Below are 15,709 nucleotides of genomic sequence, written 5' to 3'. Positions count from 1 at the left end.
CGCCGGTGAAACCCGCCCTGGCCCGGCTGGGGCTGGTCTGGCTGCTGCTGCTGCCGGTCTTCGCCGCAGCCCTGCTGCTGGGCGCGCGCACCTACCCCCCCGAGGCGCTGTGGCAGGCCCTGACCACCGCCCCCGGCAGCCAGGCAGCATCGGTTCTGGCAGGCATGCGGCTGCCGCGCGCGCTGGCGGCCGTGGTGGTGGGGGCGGCGCTGGCGGTGTCGGGGCTGGTGATGCAGGCCATCGCCCGCAACCCTTTGGCCGATCCCGGGCTGACCGGCGTCAATGCCGGCGCCGCGCTGGCGGTGGTGCTGGCGCTGTGGCTGCTGGGGCCGCTGCCGCATGTGGCGGTGTCGGGGCTGGCGCTGGCGGGGGCGGCCTTGGCCACGGTGCTGGTGCGGCTGCTGGCGGGATCGGGCGACAGCACGCTGCGGCTGCCACTGGCCGGGGCGGCGCTGGCCAGCCTGTGCCTGTCGGTCGTGTCGCTGATCGTGCTGCTGGACCCCGAGACCCGCAACACCTACCGCTTCTGGATGGTGGGATCGCTGGCGCTGGCCGACCGCCCGGCGCTGGTGTCGCTGACCCCCGTGGCTCTGGCCGGGATCCTCTGTGCCCTCGCCATGGCCCGCCCGATCGAAGCCCTGAGCCTTGGACAAGAGATGGCCGGAAGCCTGGGCCTGAGCCCCCGGCGCGTGCTGGGGTTGGGCCTGCTGGCGATTGCCACCACCGCCGGGGCGAGCGTCGCGCTGGCGGGGCCGGTCAGCTTTGTCGGGCTGATCGCCCCGCATCTGGCGCGCCGGGTCTGCCCCGGCGGCGGGCTGGGGCTGCGCCTGCTGTTTGCCTGTCCGCTGGGCGCGGGGCTGGCGCTGCTGGCCGACACGCTGGGACGGGTGCTGATCCGCCCGCAGGAGCTGCCGCTCAGCATCGTTCTGGCGGGGCTGGGGGCGCCGGTCTTCATGCTGATCGTCCGCCGCCTGCTGAGAGAGGCCGCATGACCGCCCTGTTGCGCCGCCACCTGCCCCTGCTGATCCTGACGCTGGCCCTGTCGGCGCTGGCGCTGGCCGCCGGGCGCAGCTGGCTGGCGCCTGCCGATCTGGCCCATGCGCTGGCCGGAGGCCCGGATGGCCCGGGCGCGATGATCTGGTACCTGAGGATGCCCCGGGTCGTCGCGGGCCTGCTGGCGGGGGCGGCCCTGGGTCTGTCGGGGCTGGTGTTCCAGAGCCTGCTGCGCAATCCGCTGGCCTCTCCCGACGTGATCGGGCTGTCGCAATGCGCGGCCTTCGGCGCGGTGGCGGCCCTGCTGGCGGGGGTGCCGGTGCTCTGGGGGGCCTGGGGGGGGACGCTGCTGGCGATCGCGCTGCTGGCCTGGCTTGCGGCCCATCCGCGGCGCGGCATCGACAGCCGGGCGCTGGTGCTGCAGGGGCTGGGGCTGGCGATCCTGTCGGGCGCGGGCACCGAGGCGCTGATCCTGCGCGCCGGCGACGGCGATGCCGCCATGGTGATGACCTGGCTGTCGGGGTCGCTGAACGGGGCGGGCTGGCAACAGGGCGCGCAGATGCTGATCCTGGCGGTCCTGCTGCTGCCTCTGCTGCCCGCAGGCCGCCTGCTGGACCGGCTGGAGCTGGGCGACGATCTGGCCCGCGCCCTGGGGCTGCGGGTCGGGCCGCTGCGGCTGGCCCTGGTGCTGGGCGCCGCACTGCTGAGCGCGGGCGCGGTGGCGTTGTCGGGGCCGCTGGGATTTGTGGCGCTGGCGGCCGGGCCGATCTCTCGCTGGGTCAGCGGCGGCAGGCCTGATCCGCTGACTGCGGCCTTCTGCGGCGCGGCCTTCGTCACGCTGGCCGATCTGATGGCCCGCGCACTGGCGCCTGCCGCCCTGCTGCCCACCGGCCTTTATACCTCGCTGATCGGCGCCCCGGTGCTGATCCTTGCCGTCCGCCGCCTGGCCCGCGGCCCCGGCCACTGATCCCCAGGGAGCCCCCGATGTCCTTTTCCGTCCGTGACCTTCGCGTGCAGTTCGGCCAGACCGCCATCCTGCGCGACCTGAGCTTTGATCTGCCAGCGCACAGCATCACCGGCATCATCGGCGCCAATGGCAGCGGCAAGAGCACCCTCTTGCGGGCCCTTGCCGGGGTGCAACCGGTGTCGGGCGGGCAGATCCTGCACATGGGGCAGGACATCGCGCCGCTGGCGCCGCGCATCCGCGCCCGGCAGATCGCGCTGCTGCCGCAAAGCGGCCAGGCCCCGCCGGGGCTGAGCGTGCGCCAGCTGGCCGAACGCGGCCGCACCCCCTGGCTGCGCCCCTTCCTGCCGATGCGCCCGACCGATCACGCCTCCGTTGATCGTGCCCTTGCCGCCGTGGGGTTGCAGGATCTGGCGCAGAGGCCGCTCGACAGCCTGTCGGGGGGGCAGCGGCAACGGGCCTGGATCGCGCTGGTGCTAGCGCAGGACAGTGCCTCGATCCTGCTGGACGAGCCGCTGAATTTCCTCGACCTGCCCTATCAGGCGGAACTGGTGCAGCTGCTGCGCCGCCTGCGGGGGCAGCGCAACGTGGTGATGATCCTGCATGATCTGACCATCGCGGCCCGTCTGTGCGACCAGGTGATCGCGCTGCGCCAGGGCCGGCTGGTGGCCGCAGGTCCCACAGCCCAGGTCCTGAGCCCCGCGCCGCTGCGCGACACCTTCGGCATCGACTTTGCCGTTCAGGGCGCCCCCGGCAGGCCCGTCGTCCTGCCGGAAAGCTTCTGATCCGGGCCTAGCGCAGGGCAAAGACCGTGTGCAGCGCCCGGTTCACCGCCACCGGCAGCACCGACATGTGGGTTTCGCCCGCGTAGACCTCCCAGGCGACCTGGAAACCGGGCAGCGCCGACAGGTCCCGGGCCATCTGGCGGGCGGCCTCGATGGTGCGGGTGGTGGCACGTTCGGCCTGACGGGCAACGGCGTCCTCGGCGCCGCGCTGGAAGGGCGCCAGCAGGTCCCCCTCCCATTCGCCAGCCGACAGGTGCACGACCACCGGCCGCCCATCCGCCACGAAGGCGCGCTGGTGCTCCAGCAGAAAGCTGTCCTCCCAGGTGATGGCGGGGCTGGCGGCGATCCAGTGGCTGTAGCTGTCGGGGCGGGTGAACAGCAGCCACAGCGCGAAAAGCCCGCCGAAGGAATGGCCGAACAGCCCCCGCCGCTGCGGATCCAGCGGCACCAGATCGGCCAGGAAGGCCGCAAGGTCTTCGGTCAGGAACCGCGCCATCTCGGCGCCGCCGCCGGTGCGCACATCGGCCGTGCCGGGCCAGAACGGCGGATAGGTGCGCCCGGGCGGCGGCCCCAGATCCCAGCTGCGGCGCACATGGTCATAGGGGTCATCCGTCGGATACCCGACCGAGATCAGCACCCCCGGGCCAAGGTTGGTATGTCCGGGATAGGGCGATTGCACGCGCATCGTCTCGACCGCAGTGTCGATCACCGCATTGCCGTCGGTCATGGTCAGCGAGGGCCAGCCGCCTGCGGGCGCCTCGCCCGGTGGTATCCACAGGAAAACGCGGCGCAGATCGCCGGTGACACGATCGGCCAGGTCGTACCAGCGAAGGCCCGTCCGGGGGTCCCGCCCAACGGGCCGGAGAGAACAGTTCATGACAAGGATCCAGTTGCGTATGGTGGCGAAGGCCCCCCTCGGCCCGTCTCCCGGACAACGGAACGCAGGCGCCCTTTCGTGACGGCAAGGATACCCCCTCGTCCCTCGCATCGCGAGGGGAAAATCCCGTAGTGACAATTCTTTCCGGGAACTGCCCCGGCCCGCCGCCCGAGGCCTTTGCCGGTTTTCAGACCGACGGAATGCCCCTGCATTCCACGATGGCGCCACTGTGCCGGTGCCTTGTTTCCCGGGCAGGAAGGAACGTGGATCGCCCGTATCGGCGGGCGATTGTCGTCGCGCCGTCGGAAGGGATGAGGTGCCTCTTGCCCCCCATCTTCATGCTGTTGAGGCCCGTGCCCAGGCGGCCCCGGATGCAGTGCCCCGACCAGAGCCGCTGGTGCGGCAGGGCCCGCACAGGATCAGCCGGGCGCTGCAGGGCTATTTCGCCCCCGCCGAAGCAGTGCATCGGCCGGGATCGCCGAACCGGCTGGCTGTCCTGCCCGCGACGGGCCTGCGTGCCGTGACGGGGCTGTTGGGGGCGACCGCGGAACGGGGCATGATGACCGCCAATGCCCGTTGTCCGAAGCCCGCCAATCGGATCTTGCGGCCAAGGGGGGGCGTTGTTTGCCGCCATCATGGTCCTCTCGCTGCAAGGGACCGGGCTGTGCGCCCCATTGCCCCGGCCTGTGTCAGCCAACTGCCGCGTCTGGCCGGGCCGCCGCTGCGACCAGACCCTGCTGCCAGCCGATGCCCCGGACCGGGTCCTGACGCTGCCCGGCAGGGCAGATCGTCGTGCCGGGCCGGGGGGGGCCGGTGGTTGCCTGTGACCAGGCGCCGAGGCCCGCCATGTGCTGAGGCGCGACGGCCGCGATCAGGGCCTGCGCCGCGGCGCCACGGGCCTCAGCGGCGGATGCGCATGGCAGCAATACTGGCCGAGGTCGGCCGGTTTGCCCGCCGGATCAGCATCACCACCCCGGTAAAGACGAGGCAGAGCAAAACGATGCCCGGCAGCCCGTACCAGGGCTTGAAATACGACAGAAGAGCGAGTGCCGCCAGCGACGCGAAGAAGGTCGATACGACAAGGAGCTCCAGTGGTTTCATCTTTTCTTGCTTTCAGTTCATGGGGTAACGTCACCCCGGCCCGAAGACCGCGCGACGCGAACCCCACCGGTACCGAAGAACCGAAGCCTGGGCGAGCACCCCCCGAACGATCAGCGCCGGACCGCCGATCGGGCCAGCCAGCGGGGCAGACGAGGGGCAGACGATGCAAGGACATACTGTCAGGCGGGGGCGCTCAGGTGCTGCCAAAGGATGGTTGCACCGATGCCGCACAGCGCCATGCCACCGCAGATCTGCAGAGATGTCTCCGCCTGGGGGCGAGGGCTCCTCCCCGATGCGGCCGGGAGGCGTGAAGTAGAGAGGGAAACATTTCAAAACAATATTTTAAAGTGAAACTCATGCGCGCAGGCATCTGCAGCGGCCGCCATTCAATGGCCCTATGGCAAGGGGGCAGGCCCCTGATCGGCCGACAGCCCGTCTGCCATTGTCCGTCCCCGCTGCCAGGCCGACTGACCCACGGTGGCTGGCCCCATGGTGGCGGACCTGATGCGCCCTGCCTCCATCCGGCCCGAAGTTCCAAACGGCCAGATGGGACAGATCCATCGCCGCATCGCCATCCGCCCGACAGGGGCGCCCGTGCCGGTCACGGCCTGCGCTGCCGCGCCTGCCCGCACGGTCCGATCCCGCTGAACCTCTGACCTGCTAAAGCGACAGCCGGTCGCGCAACTGGTTGCAGGGGCCCCGCAGCAGCTGCACCGCCTGCCCCAGCAGCTGCCGCGCATGGACCCGCGGCGGGGTGCGGGCGGGCCAGTAGCTGGCGCCCTCGGCCGGATCCTTCAGCGTCTGCGCAAAACAGACCGACAGCGCCGCCGAGGTCGGCACCCCGCGTCCCGACCAGCCCGAAAGCGCCCAGAGCCCTTCGTCCAGGCGGCTGATCGAGGGGGTCTGGTCGCGCGCCATGCTGATCGTACCGCTCCACATGTGCTGCCATTCGAGGCCACCGAGAACGGGGAAAAGGCGGCTCAGGCGGCGGGTCATGAAGGCGGATGTATAGGCGAAATCACGGCCGCGGCGGGGTTCCTTCAGGCCGCCGGTGATGATCCGCCCCGCCCGGTCGATGCGGAAGAACATCGGATCGCGGTGGGTATCGCCGAAATTCATCCCCGAGGGCATGACGGCGGCGCGTTGCGCGGGCGTCAGGGGGCGGCTGGCAATGGCATAGCTTTCCAGCGGGAAGAAGCCACGGGTCAGGCTGCCGGGCACGGCGGCGGTGGAATAGGCATCGGTGGTCAGCCCGACACGGGGCGCGCGAATTTCGCCCTCGGGGGTCTGCAGGACCCATTGGCCGTTATCTCGCGACAGCGCCGTCATCGGGGTATCGGTCAGCACCTCGACCCCGTTCTCCTGTGCCAGCCGCGCCAGTTCGCGCGCATAGGCCAGCGGGTTCACATGGCCGCCCTCGGGATGCACCCAGCCGCCCTGGAAAGCCTCGGTGCCGGTCAGCGCCCGGACCTGATCCGCGTCAAGATAGCCGGTGCTTTTGCCGAAGCCGCGATAGCGCGCCTCGGTCGCGCGCGTCAGCGCCAGGGTGCGCGCATCAAAGGCCGCCGACAGCGTGCCGTTCTGCACCGGCTCGCAGTCCAGCCCCTCTTCGGCGATCATCCGAAAGACGCTGGCACCCGCATCGCGCAGCAGCGCGAACCCCCGGGGCGGCAGGCGGTCGGGGGAGAGGTAGCCGAAGACCGGGATGCACTGGCCATGGTTGCGCCCCGATCCGCCATGGCCGATCTGGCGGGCCTCGATCACGCAGACGCTCAGGCCCGCGCGGGCCAGATGCAGGGCGCTCAGCAGGCCGCCATAGCCCGCCCCCACCAGCACCGCATCGACCGCGCGGCTGCCCTGCAGCCTGTGCGAGGGCGGCGCGGGCGGGGCGGTCAGGGCATAGGGGGGATCGGGAAGAAAGCTCATGCCGGAACCTCGGGTGTCAGGATGGATTGCAACGCGCCCGCCAGGGCATCGGCCCAGAAGACCCGGCCGGCCTCGGTCTCCAGCAGGTCGTTCATCACCTCGAAGCCGCAGGCCGGCAGGCCCGAGCCGAAGCAGTGGCGATCGACGGTATAGATGCCTTCGCGGCCGGAATAGGGCTGGTTGCAGCCGATGGTCAGGCCGTAACGGCTGGCAAGGTGGTCCTCCAGCGGACCGGCCAGGGCCTTGTCCTCGTGCCAGATGGTGCCGCCGTCCCAGGGGCGGTGAAAGCCCTCGAAGACGCGGGTGCAGGTATGCAGCGCCAGGAACACGGGCCGGGCGTGGCGGGCCTGCTGACGCGCCCACAGATCCCCCACTGCCTGCTGGTAGGGCCAGAAGACGGCCTCTTCCCGGGCCAGACGCTCGGCCGGTGAAAGGGCCATGTTGCCGGGGATCGGGTGGCCCTCAAGATGGTGGGCGATGGCGCGGGGGTCCTCGATCCAGCGGTTCACGTCGATGACCAGGCGGCTGACGTCACACAGCACCACCGGCATGTCGAGGCGCCGGGCCAGCAGATGCGCCAGTTCCGCCACGCCCAGGTCGCAGAAATGGTGGGTGTCGTGCCAGGCGGGATCCAGACGCAGCAGATCGGCCAGGCCGCGGCCCGCGTGATCGACGGCAATCAGCCCGGGCAGGCGGCCTTCGGGGTTCAGCACAAGGGGGGCAACGGGGGTCACGGGGTCTCCTTTGGCAGGGGGCGGCGCAGGTCCTCGATCCGAGCCAGCCGCGCCCGGCCCTGATCGGGCAGGCGGGCGATGACGGCGGCGACCAGGGCCTCGATCTGGGCGGTGGGCACGACGCGCGAGCCGAAGGGCGACACCGAGGCATCGGGCGAGGTCAGCACCGCCGCCGCCAGCCCCGCAACGGGCGAGCGCCACAGATCGGTGAAGACGCACAGCTTCGCACCGGCGCGGTGGGCCGCTTCGGCGAATTGCAGCATCTCGGGCTGGTAGCGGCGGTAGTCGAACAGCACGAAGACATCGCCCGGGCCCGCATCCGCCAGCGCATCGAAGGCAAAGCCCACCTCCATGCGCAGCAGCTGCACCCCGGCGCGCACCTGCCCCAGCTGCAGCGCCAGCCGCTGCGCCAGGATCTGGCTGTAGCGCCCGCCCAGCAGCCGCACGTTCAGCCGCGGGTTCGCCAGCAGATCGGCCATGTGATCGAATTCCGCCGGCACGCCCTGTTCGGCGGCGGTGCGCAGTGCCTCGGCCTGCATCATCAGCGCGCGGGTGTAGAAATGCGCGGCCTCGGGCGCGGGGGGATCGCGCGTCAGGTTCTCCAGCGGCGAGCCCAGCTGGCGTTCCACATCGGCCTTGGCCCGGGCCTGGAAATCGGCAAAGCGGGCAAAGCCGATCTTGGCCAGAAAGCGCAGCACCGTCGGCGCGCTGACCCCCGCCTGCCGCGCCAGCCCGTCGACCGTGGTGATCACCCGCGCCGGATAACCCTCCAGCAGCACCCCCGCGATCTTGCGTTCGGCGCCCGATTGGGCAGCGGCGCGGATCCGCGGCAGCAGGTCTTCGGTTTCGGCCATGCGGGTCCTCGTGTTTCGTTTGTTACATGTTGACATATTGATTTTCAATTTGCACGAAATATTACAAACGCAAAAGCCCGCCCGCGCCGAAACGGGGGGCAATGACAGGAGAGTGACCATGAAAAGGACCCATTGGCTGGCCAGTGCCCTGTGTCTGGGCGCGGTAGCGGCGGCGCCGGCCGTGCAGGCGGCCGGGGACAGCGTGCAGATCCTCTACTGGCAGGCGGCCTCGACGCTGAACCCCTACCTGTCGGGCATCGCCAAGGAGGTCGACGCGGCCTCGCTGGTGCTGGAACCGCTGGCGCGCTTCAACCCCGACGGCACGCTGCTGCCGATCCTGGCCGCGGCCATTCCCACCGCGGAAAACGGCGGCGTCTCGGCGGATGGCACGACGATCACCTGGCCGCTGCGGCAGGGGGTCACCTGGTCCGACGGCACGCCCTTCACCGCCGCCGACGTGGTCTTTACCTGGCAGTACTGCACCGCCGAAGGCGCAGGCTGCGCGGCTTCGGATGTCTTCGCCGGGGTGACCTCGGTCGTGGCGAAGGATGACCACACCGTCGTCGTCACCTTCGACAAGCCCACCCCCTATCCCTATCTGCCCTTCGTCAGTTCGACCGTGCCGATCCTGCAGGCAGCGCAGTTCCGCGACTGCATGGGCGCCAAGATCGTCAGCTGCACCGCGCAGAACATGAAGCCCATCGGCACCGGCCCCTATGTGGTGTCGGATTTCAGGGCCAACGACGTGGCGACCTTTGACGCCAACCCCGATTTCCGCACGCCCGGCCTGCCGAAGATCCCACATGTGGTGATCAAGGGCGGCGGCGATGCCATGTCGGCGGCGCGTGCCGTCTTCGAGACGGGCGAGGCCGATTATGCCTGGAACCTGCAACTGGCGCCCGACGTGATGGCGGGGCTGATGAAGGGCGGCAAGGGCAAGCCGGTGACGGCCTTCGGCTCGATGGTGGAATACCTGTTTCTGAACCAGACCAACCCTAGTTCCGATCTGGGCGACAGGAAATCCACGGTTGCCGGTGGTCCGAACCCGGTGCTGGACGACATCCGTGTGCGCAAGGCGCTGTCGCTGGCGATCGACCGCGGCGCCATTTCCGACGTGCTTTACGGGCCGCAGGGGGAACCCACCTGCAATGTGGTGCCCGCGCCCGCGCAATATGTCTCGAAGGCGAATGACGCCTGCCTGACGCCGGATCTGGCCCAGGCCAAGGCGCTTCTGGACCAGGCGGGCTGGGTGCCGGGGCCCGACGGCATCCGCCAGAAGGATGGCAAAAGGCTGGAGCTGAGCTTTCTGACCTCGACCTCGGGGGTGCGGCAGGATGAACAGGTGATCCTGAAACAGACCTGGGCCGATCTGGGCGTGGCGGTCGAGCTGCGCAATGTCTCGGGTTCGGTCTTCTTTGGGGGGGATGCGGGCAATCCCGACACCCGGCAGAAATTCCCCGCCGATATCGAGATGTACACCGACAACTCGAAAGGGCTGGACCAGGAGGCCTTCCTGGGCAAGTGGACCTGCGCCAACATCCCCTCGCCCGACACGCAATGGCAGGGCAGCAACATCCAGCGGTTCTGTTCGCCCGATTACGATGCCCTGGCGGCCGAGTACCATGCCACCGCCGGGATCGAGGCCCGCGCGGCCCTGGCCCGTCGGATGAACGACATGCTGGTGCAGTCCTACACGATCATCCCGCTGGTGCACCGCGGCTTCGTCTCGGCGGCCTCGGCCACGCTTGAGGGCGTGCAGATGAACCCCTGGGACAGCGAGCTGTGGAACGTCGCCAGCTGGACGCGGGGCGAATGATCCAAGCCCCGGGCGGCCCGTCCGGCCGCCCGGGACCGCAGGTTCAGGCCCAGACCCGGTCCAGAAGCGACAGCCAGTTTTCCCCCATGACCTTGCGGATCTTCGCCTCGGACCAGCCGGCGCGCAGCATGGCGGCGGTCATGTTCGGATAATCCTCAAGACCCTTCAGGCCCTGCGGGAACTCGACCTGCCAGAATTCGGTCAGCTGGCGGCCATCGCCCTTGTCGCGGTTCAGATATTCAAAGAACGGGCCGCCGTAGCCCATGGTGAAATCGGTGCCAAAGCCCACCGCATCCTCGCCCGCGATGTTGATGATATAGTCGATGGCGGCGATGTAGTCATCGACCGTGGCGCCGTTTCCGGCCGCCAGGAAGGGCGGGAACATGGTGACGCCAACGAACCCGCCGTGATCGGCGATAAAGCGCAGATCCTCGTCGCTTTTGTTGCGGGGATGGGCCTTCAGGCCGGCGGGCAGGCAATGGCTGTAGGCCACGGGCCGTGTCGAGGCCAGGATCACATCGCGCGAGGTGCCGGGCGCCACATGGCTGAGGTCGCACAGCATGCCCACGCGGTTCATCTCGGCCACGACATCATGGCCGAAATCCGACAGCCCGCTGTCACGACTTTCATAGCAGCCCGATCCCACCAGGTTGCGGGTGTTGTAGGTCATCTGCACGATGCCCACGCCCTGCTCCTTGAACAGCTCGATATATTCCAGCCGGTCCTCGAAGGCCGAGGTGTTCTGGAACCCCAGCACGATGCCGGTGCGCCCTTCGGCCTTGGCGCGGCGGATGTCGGCGGTGCTGCGGCATTTCACAATCAGATCGGCATGGTCGCGGAACATGCCGTTCCAGCGCCCGATGGCCCGCATCGTGTCGCGGAACCCCTCCCAGACCGAACAGGTGCAGTTGGCGCCGGTCAGCCCGCCCGCGCGCATGGCGCGAAAGACCTCGGGCCCCCAGTTCGAGATGACCAGCCCGTCAAAGGTGATGAGGTCGTCGTGAAGCTCTTGCGGTGTCATTGGCCTGCCTTTCGTCACAGGTAGATGTTGCGCACGATGGCCTCGTGATCGCCCGCCAGGGCGCGCACGTCGCCGCCGTCGGTGACACGGCCGTCGCGCAGCACGATGAAGCGGTCCGCCGCGCGGAACGCGAGGGTGAGGTTCTGTTCCACCATCAGGATGGTGACGCCCTCGGATTTCAGCGCGTCGATCAGCAGGGCGATCTCTTCGCAGAACTGCGGCGAGAGCCCGCCCGAGGGTTCATCCAGCAGCAGCAGCCGGGGCCGCGACATCAGCGCCCGGCCGATCGCCACCATCTGCTGTTCGCCCCCCGACAGCGTCCGCGTCGGCTGGCGCCGCCGTTCCGCCAGCCGCGGGAAGCGCGCATAGACCTGTTCCAGCGTGCGGCCCAGCTCGGCCCGGCCGCGGCGCATGGCCCCGAGCCTCAGGTTGTGCTCGACCGAGAGGTCGGGAAACAGATCGCGCGCCTGGCTGACCTGGGCAATGCCCAGCCGGAAGATCGCATGGGCCGCAAGCCCCGCGGTTTCCCGGCCCTCGAACAGGACCGAGCCCTGCCCCGGCCGCACGAAGCCGCAGATCGCGTTCATCGAGGTCGACTTGCCCGAGCCATTGGCCCCCAGCAGCGTCAGGCATTCCCCCGGCATCACATCGTAGGAGGCGCCGCGCAGGATCGCCTTCTTGCCATAGGCCACATGCAGGTCGCGGATGCGCATCAGGGGGGTCGGGATGTCAGGCGTAGCCAAGATAGGCCTCCAGTACGGCGCGGTCCTGGCGGATCTCGTCGGGGCGGCCGTCGGCGATCTTGCGCCCCGCAGCCATGACGATGATCCGGTCGGCGCTGGCCATGACCAGCTCGACCGCGTGTTCGATCAGCAGGACCGCCACGTCGCGCTCGCGCGACAGGCGGTGGATGATGGCCATCAGATGATCGCGCGCCACCGGCGACAGGCCCACGGCCGGTTCATCCAGCAGCAACACCGGCGGGTTGGCAGCGACGGTGCGGACGATCTCGACGATGCGCTGCTGGCCGCCCGACAGATCGCCGGCCCGGCGCTCGGCCATGTGGCCGATCTCCATCAGATCGAGCAGCGCCCGCGCCTCCTCGATGGCGCGGCGTTCGGCGCGCAGGGCGGCAGGCCCGCCCAGCAGGATGCCCAGGAACGGCGCCCGGGTGCCGGTGTGCAGGCCGGTCATGACGTTTTCCAGCACGCTCAGCGCCGGGAACAGGCCGCCGTTCTGGAAGGTCCGCCGCATCCCGCGCGCCGCGATCACATGCGGCGCAAGGCCGGTGATCTCGGTGCCCTGCAAGGCGATCCGCCCTGCGGTCGGCCGCACGTAGCCCGATATGGCGTTGAAAAGCGTGGTCTTTCCCGCCCCGTTCGGGCCGATCACGGCGCAGACCTCGCCCGGGGACAGCGCGAAAGAGACATCCTCCAGCACGCTCAGCCCGGCAAAGCGCACGCCCAGCCCGTGAATATCCAGCAAGGGGGTCATCGGTCACTCCCGGTAATGGCGTTCGGTGAACAGCGCCGAGGTCCGGCGCAGCAGGCTGGCCAGCCCATGCGGCATCAGCACCAGCACGGCGGCGACGATCAGGCCGAAGAACAGCTCTTCCAGGCCGGGGAAGGCGCGCAGGTATTCCGGCAGCGTGGTCAGCGCCACCGCCCCCAGCACCGCCCCAAGGACGGATCCGATCCCCCCCACCAGCATCATCGCGAAGGACGTCAGCAGCTGCACCATGCCAAAGCTGTCGGCAAAGACATGGCCGACGTGGCGCGCGAAAAGCGCCCCCGCCGTGCCCGCGACCAGCCCCGACCACATGAAGGTGACGACGATCAGCCGCGCCGTGGGAATGCCCAGCGAGGCTGCGGCCAGCTCGTTCTCGCGGACGGCGACGATGGCGCGCCCCAGCCGCGAGCGCAGCAGGTTCAGCGTACCCTTGAACAGCAGCACCGCCACGCCAAGGAAGACGTAGAATTGCGTGCGGTCGCCGTCCAGACGGTGGCCGAACAGCGTCTCGGGCGGCAGCGGCAGGCCGTCGGTCCCGCCGGTCACGGCGCCGCCATGCAGATAGAGCCAGCGCATCAGCTCTCCGAAGGCGAGGGTCACGATGGCAAGGTAGTAAAGGCGGATGCCCCGCAGTGCCGCGGCCGAGGCCAGAAAGCCCCCCGCCGCGCCGCACAGCCCCGCCAGCGGGATGGTCGCCAGCCACGGCAGCCCCAGCCGGGCCGACAGGATGGCCGAGGCATAGGCCCCGATGCCGAAAAGCGCGGTATTGGCAAAGGCCAGCTGGCCAAGGCTGCCCACCACCAGCGTGAAGCTGAGCGTCACCAGCGCCGAGATGACGATGCTGTTGACGATGAACTGCTGGTAGTCATTGGCCACCATCGGCACCGCCAGCAGCAGGACGGGAAAGGCCCAGCACAGCAGGGTGCGCAGGCGGATCTGTCGGGATGTGGGCATGGCTCAGACCTTTACCACGACCTTGCGGCCGAACAGGCCGCGGGGCCGGATGAACAGCACCAGCACGATCACCAGATAGCCGGTGATGTCGATCATCGCGCTGTCGATATAGGCGCCGGCATATTGTTCCGCGAGGCCCAGCAGGAAGCCCCCCGTCACCGCCCCGCCCAGCGATCCGAAACCGCCCAGCGTCATCGCGGCAAAGCCCTTGATCAGGAAGGGCGCCCCCAGGTCGGGATAAAGCAGCGACACCGGCGCGATCAGGATGCCTCCGACGGCGCCCAGAGCCGCGCCGATGCCCCAGCTCATGTCGTGGAAGCGTTCCACGTCAAAGCCGATCAGCCGCGCCCCGCGGGGGCTTTGGTAGACCGCCTGGATCATCCGGCCCAGCGTCGTCAGCTCCAGCGTGCCGAAAAAGCACAGCAGCAGCACCAGCACGGTCGCGATGGTAAAGACCGCATCCCCCGTGATCACCAGATTACCGATGAAGATCGGCGGGATGTCGAAGACATGCGGCATCGGCAGCACGTCGCGCCCCCACAGCATCCGGGCGATGCCGCGCAGGATGAAGCCCGCGGATATGCCCATCAGCGCCAGCCCGACATGCGGGCCGCCCTTGATCGGGCGCACCAGGCAGCGGCTGAACAGGAAGCCCAGCACGAACATCGCGAGCGCCGCCAGAATGGCGCCGGGCAGGAAGGCCACGCCCCCCAGCACCACAAGGATATAGGTCAGGAAGGCACCGGCCATCACGAAATCGCCCTGACCGAAGTTCACGACCGAGGTCGAGCGGTAGATCAGGGTCATCGACAGGGCAACGAGGGCATAGAGCGCCCCCTGTGCGGCCCCGCTGAGGGTAAGCTGCATCAGCATCGGAGTTCTCTTGTCGAAAAAGCAGGGGCGGCACGCGCCGGGTCGGGCCCGGCGCGCGGGGGCTCAGTAGGGTTGGCCCCAGGCTTTCAGCACGGTGGTCTTGCCATCGACAAAGCCCGCCACGGCCGCATCCTTGACCCCCTGGTGATCGGTGGGCGTCCAGCTGACGGGCCCGGCCAGCACGCCGGTCTGGAAATCGCGGGTCTGGTCCAGCTGGGCGATCAGCTTGCTGCGGGTCAGATCCGGCCCCACCGCCTTCAGCGCCGCCACCAGCGCCTCGGCGGACCCGAGCGAGATGTAGCTGAAGTTGGTCAGCGTCTCGTTCGGGTAGTACTTGTGGATCATGTCGGCCCAGGGCTGCATCTTGGGCCCGTCGAGGTTGTCGACATACTGGTGGATGACGAAATAGTTCTTCACCGTATCCGGATCGCCCACCCGTTTCAGCGTGTTCTCAAGATCGGTGCCGGCGGTGCCCATGACGGGGATGTCGCCCAGACCGTAACGCTTGAGGTCGCGCAGGAAGATCGCGGTTTCGGCCTCGTAGAGGGCAGCGATGATGAAATCGGGCTTGTCGGCGCGCATCTTCAGCACCTGCGCCGTGGCATCGGTGGCGCCGCGGGCCATCGTCAGGTCCATGTCGGGGGGCGTGCCATGGGCGTCCAGATAGGCCAGGGCGGGCTTGGTGTAGCTGTGCGCCCAGTCGTTGTCATGCTCGATGACCGCGATCTTTTTCACCCCCGGCTTCGACAGGACGAACTTGGCCATCGCCTCGCCATTGGCGGATCCGGTGGGGACGCCGTGGAAGATGTTCGCCGCCACCGGAACCGAGATCGAATCGCTGACCGCATGGGCGACGATCCACGGCACGCCCGAATCCGCCACGATCGGCCGGATCGCCAGCGCCACCCCGGAGCACGAATTGCCGTCGAGCAGAAAGACCTTGTCCTGCGACAGCAGCTTTTTCGTGGCGGCAATGCCCTTGGCGCTGTCGCAGGCGGTGTCTTCCTGCACCGCCACCAGCTTGCGGCCATTGATGCCGCCCTCGTCGTTGATCTTGTCGAAATAGGCCATCAGGCCGATCTCGGCCTCGCTGTAGGACGAGGCATTGCCGGAAAACGGCCCCATCACGCCGATCTTGATGCTGTCGGGTGTCAGGCCCTCGGTCTCCCATTCGGGCGAGCCGGCCAGGGCGGGACCCGCCAGCAACGCCACGGATGTGCAGAAAATCGTAAGCTTCTTCATGTCGTCTCCTGTTGGCAGTCGGGTGGGAAGGGCCGTGTCTTCCCTTTTTATTAATTTAGC

The 15,709-nt window shown here is 69.0% G+C and carries 15 protein-coding genes; 4 read left to right on the top strand and 11 right to left on the bottom strand.

The genetic code is table 11. The features are described from left to right. The first annotated feature begins 5 nt into the window (after window positions 1–5). From AC2ITM_RS18755 to AC2ITM_RS18745, 3 genes are read left to right on the top strand one after another with little or no spacing between them, the layout of a single operon-like run. Entirely contained in the window at window positions 6–992 is a 987-nt protein-coding gene (locus tag AC2ITM_RS18755) for a FecCD family ABC transporter permease (protein ID WP_486469944.1), read from the top strand. Next, window positions 989–1,960 (top strand): iron chelate uptake ABC transporter family permease subunit, encoded by a 972-nt coding sequence (locus AC2ITM_RS18750; protein WP_486469943.1) that lies wholly within the window; start codon window positions 989–991, stop codon window positions 1,958–1,960. The genes AC2ITM_RS18755 and AC2ITM_RS18750 overlap by 4 nt, the downstream gene beginning before the upstream one ends. 17 nt (window positions 1,961–1,977) lie before the next feature. Beyond that, the gene (locus AC2ITM_RS18745) at window positions 1,978–2,742 is read left to right on the top strand and encodes an ABC transporter ATP-binding protein (RefSeq protein ID WP_486469942.1); all 765 of its coding nucleotides are present in this window, start codon (window positions 1,978–1,980) and stop codon (window positions 2,740–2,742) included. 7 nt (window positions 2,743–2,749) lie between these two features. Here the strand turns inward: AC2ITM_RS18745 and AC2ITM_RS18740 are convergent, their stop codons facing one another. The 5 genes from AC2ITM_RS18740 to AC2ITM_RS18720 form a co-directional block, all read right to left on the bottom strand. Continuing rightward, window positions 2,750–3,619, bottom strand: a complete 870-nt coding sequence (locus AC2ITM_RS18740; protein WP_486469941.1) for an alpha/beta hydrolase — start codon at window positions 3,617–3,619, stop codon at window positions 2,750–2,752. Window positions 3,620–4,519: 900 nt separating this feature from the next. Further along, window positions 4,520–4,720, bottom strand: coding sequence for a hypothetical protein (locus AC2ITM_RS18735; RefSeq protein WP_486469940.1), 201 nt, complete (start codon window positions 4,718–4,720; stop codon window positions 4,520–4,522). A gap of 660 nt (window positions 4,721–5,380) precedes the next feature. After that, window positions 5,381–6,646, bottom strand: coding sequence for an NAD(P)/FAD-dependent oxidoreductase (locus AC2ITM_RS18730; RefSeq protein WP_486469939.1), 1,266 nt, complete (start codon window positions 6,644–6,646; stop codon window positions 5,381–5,383). Next, complete coding sequence (locus AC2ITM_RS18725; protein ID WP_486469938.1) at window positions 6,643–7,380, bottom strand: N-formylglutamate amidohydrolase; 738 nt, start codon at window positions 7,378–7,380, stop codon at window positions 6,643–6,645. Before AC2ITM_RS18725 ends, AC2ITM_RS18730 begins: the two co-directional genes overlap by 4 nt. After that, window positions 7,377–8,234 carry a MurR/RpiR family transcriptional regulator gene (locus tag AC2ITM_RS18720; protein ID WP_486469937.1) on the bottom strand — a complete coding sequence of 286 codons (858 nt, stop codon included), beginning with the start codon at window positions 8,232–8,234 and terminating at the stop codon, window positions 7,377–7,379. The genes AC2ITM_RS18725 and AC2ITM_RS18720 overlap by 4 nt, the downstream gene beginning before the upstream one ends. A 118-nt stretch (window positions 8,235–8,352) precedes the next feature. Between AC2ITM_RS18720 and AC2ITM_RS18715 the strand changes: the two genes are divergently transcribed. After that, on the top strand, window positions 8,353–10,050 hold the full coding sequence (locus AC2ITM_RS18715; RefSeq protein WP_486469936.1) for a peptide ABC transporter substrate-binding protein: 1,698 nt from the start codon (window positions 8,353–8,355) through the stop codon (window positions 10,048–10,050). Between the two features lie 43 nt (window positions 10,051–10,093). Here AC2ITM_RS18715 and AC2ITM_RS18710 read toward each other — a convergent pair whose 3' ends face one another. The 6 genes from AC2ITM_RS18710 to AC2ITM_RS18685 form a co-directional block, all read right to left on the bottom strand. Beyond that, a complete protein-coding gene (locus AC2ITM_RS18710) occupies window positions 10,094–11,071 on the bottom strand; it encodes a dipeptidase (RefSeq protein WP_486469935.1) in 978 nt (325 codons plus the stop codon). A 14-nt stretch (window positions 11,072–11,085) separates the two neighbouring features. Continuing rightward, window positions 11,086–11,784 carry an ABC transporter ATP-binding protein gene (locus tag AC2ITM_RS18705; protein ID WP_486470049.1) on the bottom strand — a complete coding sequence of 233 codons (699 nt, stop codon included), beginning with the start codon at window positions 11,782–11,784 and terminating at the stop codon, window positions 11,086–11,088. Between the two features lie 16 nt (window positions 11,785–11,800). After that, window positions 11,801–12,565, bottom strand: coding sequence for an ABC transporter ATP-binding protein (locus tag AC2ITM_RS18700; protein WP_486469934.1), 765 nt, complete (start codon window positions 12,563–12,565; stop codon window positions 11,801–11,803). A gap of 3 nt (window positions 12,566–12,568) precedes the next feature. Continuing rightward, a complete protein-coding gene (locus AC2ITM_RS18695; protein WP_486469933.1) occupies window positions 12,569–13,534 on the bottom strand; it encodes a branched-chain amino acid ABC transporter permease in 966 nt (321 codons plus the stop codon). 3 nt (window positions 13,535–13,537) lie between these two features. Next, window positions 13,538–14,407, bottom strand: a complete 870-nt coding sequence (locus AC2ITM_RS18690; protein WP_486469932.1) for a branched-chain amino acid ABC transporter permease — start codon at window positions 14,405–14,407, stop codon at window positions 13,538–13,540. Between the two features lie 63 nt (window positions 14,408–14,470). Beyond that, the gene (locus AC2ITM_RS18685) at window positions 14,471–15,649 is read right to left on the bottom strand and encodes an ABC transporter substrate-binding protein (RefSeq protein ID WP_486469931.1); all 1,179 of its coding nucleotides are present in this window, start codon (window positions 15,647–15,649) and stop codon (window positions 14,471–14,473) included. Window positions 15,650–15,709 lie beyond the last annotated feature (60 nt).

This window comes from Pseudooceanicola sp. NS-SX9 (assembly GCF_057380705.1).
Note: the sequence above shows the minus strand (reverse complement) of the source record. Positions and strands in the feature narration are given on the sequence as shown.

Excerpts from the sequence above, each read along its gene's own strand:
- AC2ITM_RS18685 (WP_486469931.1), bottom strand. The coding sequence starts at position 15,649 with ATGAAGAAGCTTACGATTTTCTGCACATCCGTGGCGTTGCTGGCGGGT.
- AC2ITM_RS18705 (WP_486470049.1), bottom strand. The coding sequence starts at position 11,784 with ATGCGCATCCGCGACCTGCATGTGGCCTATGGCAAGAAGGCGATCCTG.
- AC2ITM_RS18700 (WP_486469934.1), bottom strand. The coding sequence starts at position 12,565 with ATGACCCCCTTGCTGGATATTCACGGGCTGGGCGTGCGCTTTGCCGGG.
- AC2ITM_RS18735 (WP_486469940.1), bottom strand. The coding sequence starts at position 4,720 with ATGAAACCACTGGAGCTCCTTGTCGTATCGACCTTCTTCGCGTCGCTG.
- AC2ITM_RS18745 (WP_486469942.1), top strand. The coding sequence starts at position 1,978 with ATGTCCTTTTCCGTCCGTGACCTTCGCGTGCAGTTCGGCCAGACCGCC.
- AC2ITM_RS18740 (WP_486469941.1), bottom strand. The coding sequence starts at position 3,619 with ATGAACTGTTCTCTCCGGCCCGTTGGGCGGGACCCCCGGACGGGCCTT.
- AC2ITM_RS18750 (WP_486469943.1), top strand. The coding sequence starts at position 989 with ATGACCGCCCTGTTGCGCCGCCACCTGCCCCTGCTGATCCTGACGCTG.
- AC2ITM_RS18690 (WP_486469932.1), bottom strand. The coding sequence starts at position 14,407 with ATGCTGATGCAGCTTACCCTCAGCGGGGCCGCACAGGGGGCGCTCTAT.
- AC2ITM_RS18695 (WP_486469933.1), bottom strand. The coding sequence starts at position 13,534 with ATGCCCACATCCCGACAGATCCGCCTGCGCACCCTGCTGTGCTGGGCC.
- AC2ITM_RS18715 (WP_486469936.1), top strand. The coding sequence starts at position 8,353 with ATGAAAAGGACCCATTGGCTGGCCAGTGCCCTGTGTCTGGGCGCGGTA.
- AC2ITM_RS18730 (WP_486469939.1), bottom strand. The coding sequence starts at position 6,646 with ATGAGCTTTCTTCCCGATCCCCCCTATGCCCTGACCGCCCCGCCCGCG.
- AC2ITM_RS18720 (WP_486469937.1), bottom strand. The coding sequence starts at position 8,234 with ATGGCCGAAACCGAAGACCTGCTGCCGCGGATCCGCGCCGCTGCCCAA.
- AC2ITM_RS18710 (WP_486469935.1), bottom strand. The coding sequence starts at position 11,071 with ATGACACCGCAAGAGCTTCACGACGACCTCATCACCTTTGACGGGCTG.